Genomic DNA, 15,097 nt, shown 5'->3' with positions numbered 1-15,097 from the left:
TCAGGCGATCCGCTCAGAGTTCCGGATCAGGCCTGCAACCTGTCCGCGGCCGGCGTCGGCCGGATGATGTCGACAGAGTTCGAATACTCTTTCCGCAAGCGCGGAGATGGGGATGGGCAGGAACGATCGCGCCATATTGTCGGCTTGCGCGAAGCGCTGCACCGCCTGAAATGGGTTCAAAGCCTGAGGCGGACCGAAGCGCAGGAGGCGGCCGGCGGCATATTCGATGTTGAGGTCGAGGAAAACGCCGGAAAGCTCGAGCCGCTCGCCATTAGCCGTCAGGAGCATCGGCTCCCCGAGGCCCGATCTGCGATCCCGGTAAGCCGTGCGGTAGATTGGATGCAGTTCGTCCCGGGCTTCGACCAGTGCCTTTACGACCGCGTCCGGGATGACGTGATAGACTCTCAGCGTCAGCGCCAACGCGAGATCCATGACGTTCTCGTAGCTGTAAATGATCTGGCGGCCGCGGCGGGGAGCTTTCGACGCCGTGACGGGGAGCCCAATTCTCCGCAGCGATTTGATGTAGTCGTTGAAGGTCTTCCTGCTGGAGTCGCCCCGGAACCCCAAATCTGTCAGCATCGAGAAAAGATCGCCGTAACGGAGTTCGATCGCGGACAGTTCGGAAGGCGTGGGACAGTCAACGCCGTGCGGCACCCGCCCGTTCCTGGCAGAGGGACTCATTGCGACCTCGCTCCCGTCGCCGTCCTGAACCCTGACGGCGGCGCCTTCGGTTTCCGCAAGAACGGGAGCGTCGCAGGAGAGGAGCCTGGCAACCCGCCCTCGCGGCGGGTTCAACACGTTCTCCCGCGGCGCACCGGCGCAGCAGGAGTCATCAGCCTTTCGGCGGTTCAAGGGGGACTCCATCCCCTCGTCAGAAAGGAGTAGCAGAAAAGCCTAAGACCGACAACCGGCGACGCGGCAAGGGAGAGCGTCAGCCACTGCCTGAAGGTCTCCCCGCGAAGGCGGAGACGGCCCACGACATCCGTAACGGCGCCTGTGGCCCAGGCAAGGCGAGACGCCGCGATCATGCGGCGTCCTTGTCGTCTTCCAGAGGCTCGCCGGGGAAGAAACGGCCGTAGAGATCCTCGCCGAAACTGGTCCGCAGCGGTTCTCCGGGAATGATGCGGAACGTGCGCGTCCCGTCCTCGCGCCGCTCGGCCCTCAGGAACGCGATCCGTTTCGGATCGCGGCCGACGAAGCTATGCGCGAATTCGTAGAGGTGGGTGACGAAAAGCGACTTGATCCGATGCCGCAGCAGCGAGTCGACGATCATGCCCGCGATCTCCGAGCCCTCGCGCTCGTTGGTCGCGGCAAAGGATTCGTTGAAGAGCACGAGCGAGTTCGACGTGAGATGGCCGACGATCTCGTCCATGCGGTTGAGCTCCTCGTCGAACTTGCCGCTGTTCATCGCCGTGTCCTCCTCCCGCTTGAAGTGGGTGACGACCGCGTCGCAGACGTTCGCGGCGAAGGACGTCGCAGGCACGAACATCCCGGCCTGCATCATCACCTGGGCGAGGCCGACGCTTCGCAGGAAGGTGGACTTGCCGCCCGTGTTGGCGCCCGTGACGATGACGAGCAGCGTGCCGTCGGCGGCTAGGTCGTTTCCCACGACCCGCTTTTCGGTGCGCAACGAAAGGCAGACGTCGTAAAGCCCGTCGAAGCGATAGAGACGCTCGTCCGGTTTCGAAGGATCGGGCATCACCGTGGGCTCCTGCTTGGCCTCCAGATGGTCGTGTGCGTTGAGGCATCCGACATAGAAGGCCAGTTCGGTGCGCAGCATGGTCAGGAAGCTCAGTATGTGCTCGGCGGACTGGGCGACGGCGTTTGCTGCAATGTTGATGCCTCGGTCACGCAACTCGCTTAGCGCCCGCGCTCCCGCCTCGTCCCTAGGATGCAGGTTGAAGGTGTAAGCCTCTTGCTTCGGCCCGAATAGGCGTTGCAGCCAGTTGCGGTGCTCGGCCAGGGCGTTCCGCAGGACGTAGTCTCTCGCCTTGAGTCCTTCCCCGAACTCGGCGCTGACGAGCACGCCGTCGCGGAACTTCAGCTCCTTGAGATGGCCTTCCACCGTTTGCAGGTACTCGTCGGTGAGCTCGCGTTGAAGCATCTCGAAGAGGGTCGAGAAGGCCGGCGAACGGAACCTGCCGGCGTTCGCCTCGCAGAGATGTCTCAGTTCGCGCAGACCCGCCACCTGCGCCTCCAGCAGTTCGACCGACCGGCTGAGGATGGCGCCGGGATAGTTGCCGAGCCACATGAGCCCGCCCCGGGTGCGCCGGCCCGTTATTGTGCCGACGACGCTTCCGTAGATCTGCCTTACCGCCTGGGGATTCCGCAGGGAGTCCTGCAACGCCGCCTGTCGGTAGCGCATCGTGTCGATGTCGTTGCCTCCGCCCGTCAGGAGGGCGACGCGGGCGACTTCGCGCAGAAATTCGTCGCCGTCGGCCATGGCGTCGAACAGCGTGTCCAGTTCCAGGTCCTGGACCAGGGCTTCCGCATTCCACGGCAAAGGTGCCTTCAGGTCGAAGTCGCGGCCCGCATGCATGAGAAACGCTTTCATGGCAGACGTCCCTCCAGGTCATCGCTGGTCAATCGGTACTTCTCGGCGATGGACATGGCGTAGGAACGGCCGCTGGCAGGCGCGCGCACGACCTTGAAGGTGCGCTGCGCCGGGTCTTCAGGCACCACCATGCTCATCATGCTGACGGTCTCCTTCGAGAACGACGCCAGTTCATGGATGAAGGTTATCCACACGCACAACGCGTCCAGCGCAATGATCTTGCGCATGATCCTGCGGCTCAGGAACGTGGCATCCTGAAGCGTGGTCGAGGTGAAGATCTCGTTCATGATGACGATGCTGCGGCCGCTCGCGACGTCGAGGATGTCGTGGACGCGCTTGAGGTCGTCCTGCAGCTTGCCGCTCAGGTTTTCGAGGTCTTCCTCCCGCTCGAAATGGGTCAGGATGTTGTCCGGCAGGAACAGCTTGGCTTTCTTGCCAGGCACCGGAAAGCCGAGAGAGGCAAGATGGTGAAGCTGCCCGAACATCCGCGCGAACGTCGTCTTGCCGCCCTGGTTGGGGCCGGAGACCACGATCACTCGCTGGTCTTCGGAAAGCTCGAAGTCGTTGGTGACCACGACGGTATCGTCGGCGGCCAGCTTCGTGGCGAGAGCGATGTCGAATCCTTCCCGGCACAGCAGCGACTTGTCCGTCTTCGACAGCTCCGGATAGCAGAACTTCAGGCCGAGCGGCCGCAGGCGGTCGATGTATTCGAGATAGGAAAGGTAGACCTGCACCTCGCGGTCGAACCGGGCCACGAGCGCCGGCAGATAGGCGTTCTGATATGTCCTGCAGAATTCGGCGAGACGCTTGAACGGATCCGGGAAAAGCAGCGATACGAATTCGAGGATTTTCGCCTCGATGTGGTTCATCTCGACGTAGTCGTGGATTTTCGTCAGATAGCTCTTGGCCGATCCCTGCTGGAACTTCCTGAAAGTCTGCTCGATCTCGGCGCTGTAGTCGTTCTCGCCTTCGTATCGATGGACGACGAAACCCTCGCCGCGAATGTAGACGCAATAGCGGATTTTCGCGAAATCGGCTTGGAGCGTTTCGATGAACGACCGCATGGCTGGGAAGTCCTTGGAGGCGACATAGCCGCGCAGCCAGCCGAGCAAGCCCCGCAATCCGCGTGATCTCGGCTCGCTCCGGCCGAGCGCCTCGGTCAGGTCCAGCACGCCCCTCGAATAGATGTCGACGGCGTCCAGGAACCAGGCCTGCTTCTGGATCGGGACGAAGATCTTCTCCATCTGCGCGAAATGCTCTCGCATCGTCTTCATCGCCTGGGCGAAGGCGAGGACGCAGTCGCGCATCTCATTGCGCTCGAGGTCCCTCATGACCTCGTGGCGGTAGGCGACGTCGTCGACCTCTAGCAGGTTGGTGTGGAAGAAACCCTTCAGGTTGTATTCGGCACGGTTCGCCGTAACGGAAGCCACCACCTGGTCGAGATTGAGGTCGCCGAAACACGATGGTTCAGTGGCATCCGCGGCATCGGGATAGGTCCCAGAGCGAGCAAATAGGATGCTCTCGAAGCTCTGGTCCCCTCGCGATCCCTCGCCATGAGACGGTTCCCCGGCATCCGTGCCAGGGGCCTGTTTGCGCAAGGCGTTCGCTCCTGCGGCATTGCCGACGGAAGCTTCGCTACCAGTGGGGATTTTGCGACGCGGCTTGCTGCGCGCCTCGGAGACTTTCTGTTCCACGGCCTTCTCCAACTCACAGAGTGAGCAGGAGTCATCGGCCCGAGGCGGTTGTCAGCGAACTCCACCGCTGTCAATCAATGCGTCAAGGGAACGTAGCGTGGCTGGCACGCGGTTTCAAGATGCGGGTCGCGGCGGTGAATTGGATCGCCTCGGTTTCGACACGTCAAAGCCATCCCAGACCCGTTCCGGCCAGCAGCAACACACCCAGCAGCATCCGGTAGACGACGAACGGCCAGGCGGAATGGCGCTCCAAAATGCGCATCAGGCTCCAGATCGCGGCAAAGGCCGACACTGACGCGGCGAGCAGGCCGACCGCAAGCACCGACCAGCCGTGCGGGTCGAGGTTATATCTGTGCAGTTCCCAAAGCTCCTTCGATCCGGCGAGCGTGATCGCCGGGATGCCAAGCAGGAAGGAAAACCGCGCCGCCTCCTCGCGCCTGAAGCCGAGCGCCAGCGCCGCCGTCAGCGTGGAGCCGGAGCGCGACACTCCAGGGATCAGGGCGCCGACCTGCGCGACGCCCACCAGGATGGCATCGATGGAAGTCGCTTGTTCGGTTCCGCGGCTGTGGCGCGCGAAAAGTTCGGCCCCTGCTAAAAGAACTCCCATCGCAACGCAGGCCCAGCCGATCACCGGCAGCCCGCGCAACGGGGAATTGCAGGCGTTTAGCACCGGCGACAACGCCAGTCCCGCTAGGACGATCGGAATGGTGGCGATCAGGATACTGAGCGCAAGACGCAGATGGGGGTCGGCGAAGTCTCGCCTGACGATGGCGATTGTCGAGCCCATGGCGAGAGCGCGGATATCTGTATAAAAATAGCTGATCACCGCCGCCAGCGCCGCCAGTTGCATGGCCGCCGAGAAGGCCGAGCCGGGATCGGGCCAGCCCATGAGAGCCGGCACGACGCGCATATGGGCTGTCGAGGATATGGGCAGCAATTCTGTGATGCCCTGGACTACCCCGAGGATCGCCACCTTGGCATAGCCAAGTGCGACGAAGCCGGTGTTCATCCCGTAGGCGCAGAAATCAGCCATTATAGATCGCCTTCCAGTGACTTCGGAACTGCACGATCGCCCAGTGGGCGGGTCATCGGTGGCCGCTTGCCGAGGTTCGCAGGAAATCGGCGTCGTATTGCCGCCCTACCCGGATGAAGATCGGTACGGCAGCCAGTTCGGCGGCGAGACAGAACGCGATGGCAGCCGTCACCGACGCGTCATAGAGGATGCCGATGGCCGCGCTTCCGGCGAACCAGAAAATGCCGTAACCCGCCGTGAACAGCCCGAAGGCCGAAGCCCGCCGCTGCATTGGCACCATCGGCGCGACCGCGGCCGGAATGATGGATTCGTGCACGCCCATGCCGATGCCCCAGAGAGCGGCGCCAAGCATCGCGATCCAGAAACCGCCAAGGAAGACGAGCGGCGCGAACAAGGCGGAGATCAGGGTCAGGGCGATAACCACCTTGAATCCGAAGCGGTCGAACAGCCGCCCGAACGCCAGCGATCCGGCGCCGCTGACGCCCATGGCAACAGCGTAGAAGATGGCGATCCAGTCGCCCGGCACGACGCCTGCCTTGCTGAAGTGATAGGCGATCAGCGGATAGTCGGCGAATCCTGCGGCGACGAGAGCCGCACCGGCAAGGTAGATCCAGAAAATGCGTGGCAACCCTTGCGTGTCGACGGACGGTGGTACCGACTCCATGTCCTGCGGCCGCGGATATAGCCATCGTGCCACGCCGACCAGGGCAAGGTTGATCAGTGCCGGAACCAGAAGCACGGCGAAGGCTTCGTGATAGCTGCCGCGATGCGCCAGGATCGCGGCGATCGCGAGCGGGCCGAACATCGCGCCGAACTGGTCCATCGCCTCATGAACGCCGAACACCCATCCATAACCGCCGACCTGGCCGGCGGCGTGTGACAGCATCACGTCGCGAGGCGGATTGCGGATCGCCTTGCCGACGCGCTCCAGGATGATGAGGGCGGCCGCCTGCGGCCATGTGTGCGTGAACGCGAGGGCCGGAACCGAGGTCATCTGCACGACGTAGCCGAAGATGGTGATGGGCCAGAACTTCCCTGTCGCGTCGGCCCAGCGGCCCGAGACCAGACGCAAGCCGTAACCGAGCAGTTCGCCGAATCCGGTGACGAGGCCAACGACCGTCGCACTGGCGCCCAGCAACGCTAGGTAGGGTCCGAGGATGCCGCGCGCGCCCTCGTAGGTGAAATCGGCGAAGAAGCTCAATACGCCGACAAGCAGAACGAAGCGGAAGGCGGTCCGGCTCGTCCGCGACGGCTCCTGCGAGGCTCCTGCTAATGGCTCCGGCATAGTGTTCAGCCTATTTCCTTGCTCGGCGCGAGGCGTTTTCGACGAGGATCGCGGCTAGCCCGGCGAAGAGCAGCACTCCCGGCCAGAACGCGCCTACGGCGACGTGCGGTAGTATCAGCCAGCAGGCGCCGAGCCATATGACAACCGTCACCGCGAACCTGCCGTCGTCCACGAACAGGCCGTAGAATTCTCGAACAACCGTTCTCAGCCAAACCATGCGCTCCTCCTAATGCTGGACGGCAACACGCCTGGCAGCCCTGCAAACCCGGACCGCCAACAAGGCGACCAGCAGGAAACCTGCCACCAGCGCCAGGATCGACCAGTCCTCTTTCGGCCAGGCAAGTCCCATCCCCTCGCCCACCCAGAACGTGCCGAAACCTGAAAGCAGCACGCCGACGGTGAATTTCAGCGTGTTTTCGGGGACGGCTGCCAGCGGGCGGTGAACCGCGACACCGAGAAACACGACGAGGAGAAGCGCAACGACCGCGCCGACGCCGGCGGGAAGAAGCAGGCCGGAACCACCCGCGCCCACCGCGATGACGATGAACACCACTTCCAGCCCTTCCAGCATGGTGATCTTGAAGGCGGCTGCGATGCCGACTTCGTCCCATTTGCGGACGGCGCCTTCACGCCGCAGGCTTTCCGTCTCCCTGGCGAAGGCCGCCTGCTCGTCATGCAACGGGATGATTCCTGCCGCCCGGAGGATCGCCTTTCGCAGCCAACGCAGGCCGAACAGGAGAAGAAGCCCTCCGACCACGAGTTGGACGGTCGCCAAGGGAATCCGGGTCAGCGCGGGCCCGAGGAAGGCCACGATCAGCAGGAGCAAGAACATGGCCGCACTAGCGCCCGTCAGCGCCCCACGCCATCCACGCACGGCGCCGACCGCCAGCACCACCGTCAGCGCTTCGACGAATTCCACGGTCGAGGCGAGGAAGGCGGCCACGAAAGGAGGCCACGCATGAGCCCAGTCGATGGTCATCTCATCCCTTTCGGTCCACCTGCGATGCCGCCGAGGGCATTTCCAGCAAGACGACTCGTGTAGCATATGCTACAGACGTATTCCAGAAATGTAGCGTCCGCAACGAGTGGATTTCTCGCAATGCCAGCTCACGAGACCTTCGACCAGCGCATCACGGCTCGAATGGAGAAAATGAGTGCCGCGGAGCAGCGGGTCGCCCGCGTCTTCCAAGAGAGCAAGGAAGAGGTTCTCATGACGTCCGCGGCGGCGCTTGCCGCGAAAGCCGGGACCAGCGATGCCACAGTCGTGCGGACCACGCGCACGCTCGGATTCTCGGGGATGGAGGAACTACGCCGTTCGCTCGCCGCCGAAATGAAGGAAAATCTTTCGCCTGCAACACGCGTCGCCGCCACGCTCCAGCAGGTTGGGGACGGTATCGGCGCAGCCCTCGAGGCGACCCTGAATATCCATCAGGAGTGCATTGAGCGGCTGCGCCGGGATTTGTCGGCCAAGCTTTTCGAGAATGCGGTAGGGCTGATCGCGGACGCAGGCCGAACGGTCGTCTTCGGCATCGGCCCGTCGAGCGCCATGGCGACGTATCTCGAAATCCAGCTGCGGCGCTTCGGTCTCGAAGCAAGCAGCCTTACGAGGACGGGCATCCTGTTCGCGGACGATCTTCAAACGCTCCGGCCGCGGGACCTGGTCATCGTTCTCGCCTACGGGCGGGTCTACCGTGAGGTCGACGTGCTCCTGCGCGAGGCGAGACGGGCGAAGCTGAAGGCCGTCCTCATTACCGACACGCTGGCTGCTCCGCTGCGCGATCGCGTCGAGTTGGTGCTTCCTGTCGCGCGCGGCCGCGCGGACATGTTCAGCACGCATACGGCTACCCTCGCCCTTATCGAAGCGCTCCTGGTCGGCGTGGCCGCGAAGCTTCCGGATGAGACCCTGGAAAGTCTGGGAAGGCTGGATGCCCTTCGGCACGAATTGGCGGCAGGTCCGGCTAACCTGCCCACGCTACGCCGACCATAGTCGGAAACGAACACCTGGAACCGGGAGCAATGTGCAGCGTTGAAGGCGAGGTGATGGGCTCCACCTTCAACCGCCTCTTTGGCTAATGATCCCTACCCCATATCGACTTCCGCGCGGCCGACGAGTTCGTCCGCGTCTAGTTCCGGTGGAGGAGATCATGTCGTACAAGGATATCGTCGTCTATCTAGACGCCAGCGACCTGAACGAGGCTAGGCTCGAAACGGCCATCACGCTGGCCGAACGATATGGGGCGAGGCTTATCGGCGTCGACGTGAGCACTACAGCGGCCCTGGAGGGCGAGAGGCGTGAGCGGGCCCGTGCCATCCAGGACGCGTTCGAGGAGCGCCTGGCGCAAACCCAAGTGGAAAGGGAGTGCCGGTCCGCCGGAGCGTCGGCCACTACGGCGCAGGATTTGTTCGCGCATTGCACCGACCTCATCGTTTCGAGCCAGCCCCACATCGACAGCGCCCATCTCGCCGCTCCGGCGGTGCCCAAGGACGTGCTCTTGAATTCAGGGGTTCCGATGCTTGTCCTGCCCACGGAATGGCAAGCCGGGCAGGAAATCGGACGCAGCGTTCTTTTGGCCTGGAACTTCAGCCGTGAATCAACGCGGGCGCTCCATGATTCGATGCCGATGCTCGCCAAGGCGGAGCACGTGACCCTTTTCATCTTCGAGCCAGGCTTCGACTCAGGGGATTCCGATGTTCAGGACGTCGTGGCGCACGTCAGGCGACACGGGATCGACGTGACGCTCGACGGATGGCGGAACACCGGGGAGGTGGACGTCATAGACGCTATGTTCGCGTCGCTCGACCGGCAACAATCCGACCTGATCGTTGCGGGTGCCTACGGCAAATCGCCGCTTTGGGAACGCCTCTTCGGGGGCGCCTCCGAACAGCTTCTCGCCAACGTCTCCATGCCCCTCCTGATGTCCCATTGATCCACCACCGCCCTGAGGCTGAAAGGCACCGAGGAGGCTGTGTGATGAAAACCAGGATCGTTATCGTGCGACACGGCCATGTAGAGGGCATTCGGCCACGACGATTTCGCGGCCGGGAAGACGTTCCGTTGACTCCCCTCGGCAGGTCCCAAGCCAAGGCCACCGCCGCGGTGATAAGCGGGACGTGGAAGCCCGACTGCGTTCTCGTGAGTCCGATGATCCGTTGCAAGGAAACCGGAACGGCGATCGCCGATGCGTGCGGCCTCCGGATCGAGGTTCTCCAGGCCCTCAACGAACTGGACTACGGCGCATGGCAGTGGAAGACGCACGAAGAGATCGGCCGCGTGTTTCCCGATCTCTACCTGAGGTGGCTCGCCACGCCGAATCTCTTCCGCTTCCCTGAGGGCGAATCCCTGCAGGACCTGACGGCGAGGACAAGCGACGCCATCAGGCATGTCCTGCGGGAGTACCGGGAACGCACTGTGGTGATGGTTGGCCACAACAGCGTCTGCCGCGCATTGCTGATGCAGGTCCTCGACCAGCCGCTCTCGGCCTACTGGCACCTTCATTTCGATCCGTGCGGAATAAGCGAGGTGGAATTCCTCGGCGACGCCCCGCGGGCGCTGAGGATCAACGAGACGTTCCATCTTTCCTCGATCCAGGGGAACTGGGCATGAAACGGCAAGGCCGCTCCGGCGAGCATGCCGTCTGAACGACCGAACATGGAGGTGCGAACGATGGTCACATTGCGCTTTTGCCGCTGGATAGCCCGGTACAGCCGCGTTCGTTTCGGGCGTTTGGAACAGGTACGCGCGCACTGGCGTGGCTGCGCTTGATCGGCGGCGTCCGGGAGAAGTCGGTTTGAGAGGGCGATTACGCGTCAAAGGGATGTCCAGTTGAGTTCGTTCAAGCAGGAATACGAACACGGCATTGCGACGAATGCGATCGTTCCTGATCCCGCATACAAGAAGGCGGTCGATGCGCTTGACCGTCTAGGCATCGACCTTGAACGCGCCAGTAAGCCCAGCTCGCTTTTCGAGCGGTTCGAAGGAAAGCCGGAGACACGCGGCGTCTACCTATGGGGCAAGGTCGGTCGCGGAAAATCCATGCTCATGAATCTTTTCTTCGACTACGTCCCGGAGCCACGGAAACGCCGGATCCATTTCCACGCTTTCATAGCCGACGTCCACGCGCGCATGGAGTCCTCCGGGAAAACCTCGTCCTCAGGCGGATCGATCGCGTCCGCCGCCGAAAGCTTCGCCCGTGATGTCCGTCTGCTATGCCTCGATGAACTCGAGGTCACTGACATCGCCGACGCGATGATCCTGGGCCGCTTGTTCGACGGCCTGTTCGAAAGAGGCGTGACGATGGTCGCAACCTCCAACGAGCCTCCGGACGGACTCTATGGGAACGGCGCGAACAGGGACCTCTTCGTTCCTTTCATCGAACGGCTGAAGGAGCGTGTCAGCGTCGTGGAGATCGCCGGCGACCATGACTACCGGCTCGGGGAAGAGGACGAGACCGCGCTCTATATGTTCCCGGTCGACCGCGAGAACTCGGAACGCTTTGAACGTCTCTGGCAAAAGGCGTTGGGAGGCGCGCCCGAACGTCCGGAAGAAGTCACCGTGCACGGACGCGGCGTCACCTACCTGCGGACGGGCAACGGTTGCCTGCGCGTCACCTTCGGCGAGGTTTGCGGCCGAGCGCTGAGCGCGGACGACCACCTCGCGCTTGCCCATCGCTTCGGGACCGTTTTTCTGGAGAACGTTCCGGTCATTGCACGAGACCAGGAGGACGAGGCCCGTCGGCTGGTCACCCTCATCGACGCCCTGTACGAAGCAAAAGCGCGTCTCCTCGTCCTGACCGAAGTGGAACCACACGACCTCTTCGAGGACGGAAAACCCGACGATCATCGCAGGACGGCGTCCCGGCTAGAGGAGATGCGGAACGCGCGCTGGAGCTCCTGCATGGGAACCTCCGGGCGCGCACGGTGATCCCTCGGCCCGAACACCGCCAACATCTGGCTTTCCATTGACCATGCGATGCCTTCCGCGTAGGTTTGCGTGCGGGATGGAGTCCCCCTTTCCTGCCCTATCAGCTGATGACTCCTGCTTTTTCGAATGTACGCCGTAATGCGTGCAGGCAGGAGAATTATGGCCAACGAGTCCAGGACAAAACCCAACCATCGGCGCGCGGCCGCAGTCGTTCGCAAGCCTCAGCCACGACGGCCTTTGATCGGATCCGCCAAAATGCGTCGGGTCCTCGCGACAGCCCGGTTCGTCGAGCCGATCCCTGGTCACGACGACCTTTCCCCGAAAGCCCGTGCCCCTACCGATTCGACCGCCCCAAAGGAGATGCCAAAACCGTGAGAACTTTCGCGGACCCGTCCTTTTTCCGGCTCTTCCATGCTCTGCTGGACGATTCGTGCCCCGATCGGCAACAGACCCAGTGGTCGCATCGCGGCATCGCCTGGATGCATCAAAGGCACAGCTTCACCGGGGTCGTCTGTGGTTTCGGCATCCATCAGTACATGATGGCGAAGACCGGCTCGCATGGCTGGTCGCTGCTGGTCGTCAAGGAGCACTGGTGGACCGTGCGCGGCGAAACCAGCCTCAGGGCGATGGAGTGGGCTAAGCCGTTGACGGGAAAGCGCAGCCACATCATGGATTGGCTTCGCTCCGAGGAACGCAGGATTGCCGCATCAACGGAGGGGCGGACCATCAATGACCGCGACGCGTCCGCACGCCTTGGCTGAAGTCGTCGCAGCTGCCGTCTCGGCGTTCGACAAGCCGTCGGCGCGTCAACGCGAGATACTGCAGCGGATCGAAAGGCATGCCGAACGGCTGATGGCAGACAGGTTCCAGCTCGCGGTGCTGGGGCAGTTCAAGCGCGGCAAAAGCACCCTTCTCAACGCGATGATCGGGCGGCCGCTGCTCGCCACCGGGATCCTGCCGCTGACGGCGATTCCGACCTTCCTTATGCCTGGCGCATGCCCGGCAATCACCCTTACCTATCTCGACGGCAGGACAGAGCGCGAGGAGACCGGAGACTGGCGCGGACTCGCGCAAAGGATTTCCGGGGCGACAACGGAAGAAGGCAATCCCGGGAACGTCCGCGGCCTGGAGCGGGTGGACGTCGAAGTGCCTTCCTGGAAATCGCTCGCGCACATTGTGCTCATCGATACTCCCGGGGTCGGCTCGACATACAGGCACAACACCACGGTAGCCGAAGCCGTGCTGCCCGAATGCGACGCCGCCCTGTTCGTGGTCTCGGCCGATCCGCCGATAACGGAGGTCGAGCTCAAATATCTTAACGAGGTCTGTCGGACGGTTTCCCACGTGGTGGTCGTCCTGAACAAGGTCGACCTTGTCGGGACCGCCGACCTTGAACGCGCGCTTTCGTTCCTGAGAACGGTTCTGGCAGAAGCGGATCTGCCCCAGGTGGACCCCAACATCTTTCCGGTTTCCGCCATCGCCGCCCTCGATGCCCGCCTCGGCGGCAAGAAGGTGAACCTTGCCCATAGCGGATTGGGCGGCCTTGAAAGCTACCTCGGCCAAAGGCTGATGCGGAGAAAAGCCGAACTGCTGGAGGCCTCAGCGCTTCGCAACATCCGCGCGGGGATCGCAGAGTTGCGCAGCGACGTGGAGCTGAACAGGCACGCGTTGGCGCTTCCGCTCGAGAAGCTAGACGAGAACATCGCCGTCTTCGAGGAGGCCGTCAAAGGACTCCAGACCGAGCAGCAGTCACTCGACGATCTCCTCAACGGGGAGTGGCGACGTTCCATAGCGCTTCTGGACGAGCTCGCCCTCGATGGAGAACGGCGCGTTCTCGCCGGATTAGACCCGATCCTTCACGACGGCACGTCGGAGGAAGCAATGCGATCGACGCTAGACCGCATCATGCCCGATCTCTTCGACAGAGAACTTCGCGCCGTCGTACTTCGCATCGGATCCCATATCGGTGAGGCGATCGCCGAGCATGAGCGACGCTATCTGGACCTTGTCCGCCGCGTCCATGCGACGGCCGGTGCCGCCTTGGCCGCCGATATCCTGCCTCCCCCGCCGCAAGACCGGTTCATTCCGCTCAAGCAGCCTTACTGGACGACCAGGGGCCTCGCCGAGGACCTCGGGTCGGTCACGCGCGACTGGCTGGCGCTGCTCCTGCCCGGCAAGCTAAGGGAGCGCCGCAAGCTCAAGATGCTGCGGAGGTCTGCGGTCGCGGCGGTTGGCAAGAACGTCGCGAACCTGCATTGGGCCACGCGGCAGAACATCGACGATAATTTCAGGCGGCTGCTGTCGTCTTGCCGCCAATCGGTCCAGGACAGCATCGGGCGGACGGGGGACGTCCTGGCCTCCGCGCGCGACCGCCGTCGGACCGAAGACATCACAGTGCGCGACGAGATCAGGCGGCTTGAACGCCACGCCGATCGCCTGCGGAAACTCGCGCGTGATCTGGACAGTCGTGACGCCGACACGCCTAGTCTGGAATAGGGAGGCGCTTGCAAGGACTTTCCATTGTCACCGCACGGACCTGTTGGCAGGCTTCTGTTTGAGAATTGCTGAGCTTGCATATGCCGGGGTGCGGGCGTAACTTCCACGTGAGGATGGAGTCCCCCTCCAAGAACCGCCACATGGCTGATGACTCCTACTGCGTCGCTGGGCGGCAGTGGGACTGTTTGGCGACGCGCTCATGTTGGAGCGCGCTGAGATGACCGTATCCGATTACCTTCCCTCGTCGGAGCGCGCAGACGTCGAGGAAGCGCCTGCCGGGAGCGTCCCGAAGATCGCCGTTGTTCTGCCCGATCCGATCACCGCACGCGCATGCCTCGACGTTGGAGAAGCAGCCGCCCTTGCAGTCGAAGGAACGCTGTCCGTTGTTCATATCGGCGCCGATCCAGCGAGCATGCTCTCTTCCGCGGAAGAGATCGACATCCAATTCCTGCGAGAACGCTACGAGGGCACGGCCGGGGAGCGCGTCGCGCAAGTTAGGTCGGTCTTCGACGAGTGGCTATCGAACCGCCGAGGGACCGGCCCGGTTTCCTGGCGTGATTGCAGCGGCGACATTGACCAGTGCCTGGATCTGGAGACCAGGGACGCGGATCTCGTCATCGTTCCGAGAACTGGGAATCTGGATGCCAGGGATGTCGTCCATGGATTGCTGTTTCATAGCCATAAGCTCTGCCTGCTCCCTGCCTATCGCCAGCAGGGCGACATGCCGTTACTCACCCACGTCGCAGTCGGATGGAAACCCGACGGCAAAGTCGAACGAACGATCAAGGCGGCCTTGCCCTGGTTGAGGGCAGCCCGTCAAGTAACGGCCATCTGCGTAGACGATGACAAAGGGCGCTCTTCTGAAAACGCAGCCGCCGAGCAGTTCGCCGCATTGCATGTCGACGTGACGACAGCCAGCCTTCGTTCCCATCCGGAGTCCGTGGCCTCTGCTCTCGTCGGTCACGCGGCGTCGATCGGCGCAACGTGCATCGTCGCCGGCGCCTACAGGCACGGCGAGTTCCTCGAGATGATCGTGGGACGTGTAACTCGCGATCTCCTAACCCATGCCCAAGTTCCCCTCCTGCTGATGCATTGACGCGATATTGACGTTGAC

The 15,097-nt window shown here is 63.0% G+C and carries 14 protein-coding genes and 4 riboswitches; of the genes, 7 read left to right on the top strand and 7 right to left on the bottom strand.

The features are described from left to right. From E6C48_RS05970 to E6C48_RS05940, 7 genes are all read right to left on the bottom strand, one after another. Positions 1-654, bottom strand: coding sequence for a hypothetical protein (locus tag E6C48_RS05970; protein ID WP_269142499.1), 654 nt, complete (start codon positions 652-654; stop codon positions 1-3). Positions 655-816: 162 nt separating this feature from the next. Beyond that, positions 817-877: riboswitch (Fluoride riboswitch) on the bottom strand. 147 nt (positions 878-1,024) lie between these two features. Further along, on the bottom strand, positions 1,025-2,554 hold the full coding sequence (locus E6C48_RS05965) for a MutS-related protein (protein WP_136355085.1): 1,530 nt from the start codon (positions 2,552-2,554) through the stop codon (positions 1,025-1,027). Then, complete coding sequence (locus tag E6C48_RS05960) at positions 2,551-4,248, bottom strand: MutS-related protein (RefSeq protein ID WP_230978678.1); 1,698 nt, start codon at positions 4,246-4,248, stop codon at positions 2,551-2,553. Before E6C48_RS05960 ends, E6C48_RS05965 begins: the two co-directional genes overlap by 4 nt. Before the next feature lie 18 nt (positions 4,249-4,266). Then, positions 4,267-4,326, bottom strand: a riboswitch (Fluoride riboswitch). Positions 4,327-4,411: 85 nt separating this feature from the next. Further along, a complete protein-coding gene (locus tag E6C48_RS05955; protein ID WP_136355083.1) occupies positions 4,412-5,281 on the bottom strand; it encodes an undecaprenyl-diphosphate phosphatase in 870 nt (289 codons plus the stop codon). A 52-nt stretch (positions 5,282-5,333) separates the two neighbouring features. Beyond that, a complete protein-coding gene (locus tag E6C48_RS05950; protein WP_136355081.1) occupies positions 5,334-6,566 on the bottom strand; it encodes an MFS transporter in 1,233 nt (410 codons plus the stop codon). A 10-nt stretch (positions 6,567-6,576) separates the two neighbouring features. Then, positions 6,577-6,783 carry a hypothetical protein gene (locus E6C48_RS05945; RefSeq protein ID WP_136355079.1) on the bottom strand — a complete coding sequence of 69 codons (207 nt, stop codon included), beginning with the start codon at positions 6,781-6,783 and terminating at the stop codon, positions 6,577-6,579. A 9-nt stretch (positions 6,784-6,792) separates the two neighbouring features. Further along, positions 6,793-7,545, bottom strand: coding sequence for a COG4280 domain-containing protein (locus tag E6C48_RS05940; protein ID WP_136355077.1), 753 nt, complete (start codon positions 7,543-7,545; stop codon positions 6,793-6,795). Between the two features lie 120 nt (positions 7,546-7,665). Between E6C48_RS05940 and E6C48_RS05935 the strand changes: the two genes are divergently transcribed. The 7 genes from E6C48_RS05935 (at position 7,666) to E6C48_RS05905 (ending at position 15,079) form a co-directional block, all read left to right on the top strand. Beyond that, positions 7,666-8,553: a MurR/RpiR family transcriptional regulator gene (locus E6C48_RS05935; RefSeq protein ID WP_136355075.1), complete on the top strand. Its 888-nt coding sequence runs from the start codon at positions 7,666-7,668 to the stop codon at positions 8,551-8,553. A gap of 40 nt (positions 8,554-8,593) precedes the next feature. Further along, positions 8,594-8,655: riboswitch (Fluoride riboswitch) on the top strand. A gap of 55 nt (positions 8,656-8,710) precedes the next feature. Beyond that, the gene (locus E6C48_RS05930; RefSeq protein WP_136355072.1) at positions 8,711-9,493 is read left to right on the top strand and encodes a universal stress protein; all 783 of its coding nucleotides are present in this window, start codon (positions 8,711-8,713) and stop codon (positions 9,491-9,493) included. 44 nt (positions 9,494-9,537) lie between these two features. Continuing rightward, positions 9,538-10,170: a histidine phosphatase family protein gene (locus tag E6C48_RS05925; protein ID WP_136355070.1), complete on the top strand. Its 633-nt coding sequence runs from the start codon at positions 9,538-9,540 to the stop codon at positions 10,168-10,170. A 219-nt stretch (positions 10,171-10,389) separates the two neighbouring features. Further along, positions 10,390-11,487, top strand: a complete 1,098-nt coding sequence (gene zapE, locus E6C48_RS05920) for a cell division protein ZapE (RefSeq protein WP_136355068.1) — start codon at positions 10,390-10,392, stop codon at positions 11,485-11,487. 371 nt (positions 11,488-11,858) lie between these two features. Beyond that, entirely contained in the window at positions 11,859-12,248 is a 390-nt protein-coding gene (locus E6C48_RS05915) for a hypothetical protein (RefSeq protein WP_136355066.1), read from the top strand. Further along, positions 12,217-13,983: a dynamin family protein gene (locus E6C48_RS05910; protein WP_136355064.1), complete on the top strand. Its 1,767-nt coding sequence runs from the start codon at positions 12,217-12,219 to the stop codon at positions 13,981-13,983. Before E6C48_RS05915 ends, E6C48_RS05910 begins: the two co-directional genes overlap by 32 nt. 100 nt (positions 13,984-14,083) lie before the next feature. Beyond that, positions 14,084-14,147, top strand: a riboswitch (Fluoride riboswitch). A gap of 53 nt (positions 14,148-14,200) precedes the next feature. Then, positions 14,201-15,079, top strand: coding sequence for a universal stress protein (locus E6C48_RS05905; protein ID WP_168734461.1), 879 nt, complete (start codon positions 14,201-14,203; stop codon positions 15,077-15,079). Positions 15,080-15,097: the final 18 nt, after the last annotated feature.

This window comes from Ollibium composti (assembly GCF_004801285.1).
GTDB classification, from domain to species: Bacteria; Pseudomonadota; Alphaproteobacteria; order Rhizobiales; family Rhizobiaceae; genus Mesorhizobium; species Mesorhizobium composti.
This window is presented reverse-complemented; position numbering and strand designations above follow the sequence as displayed.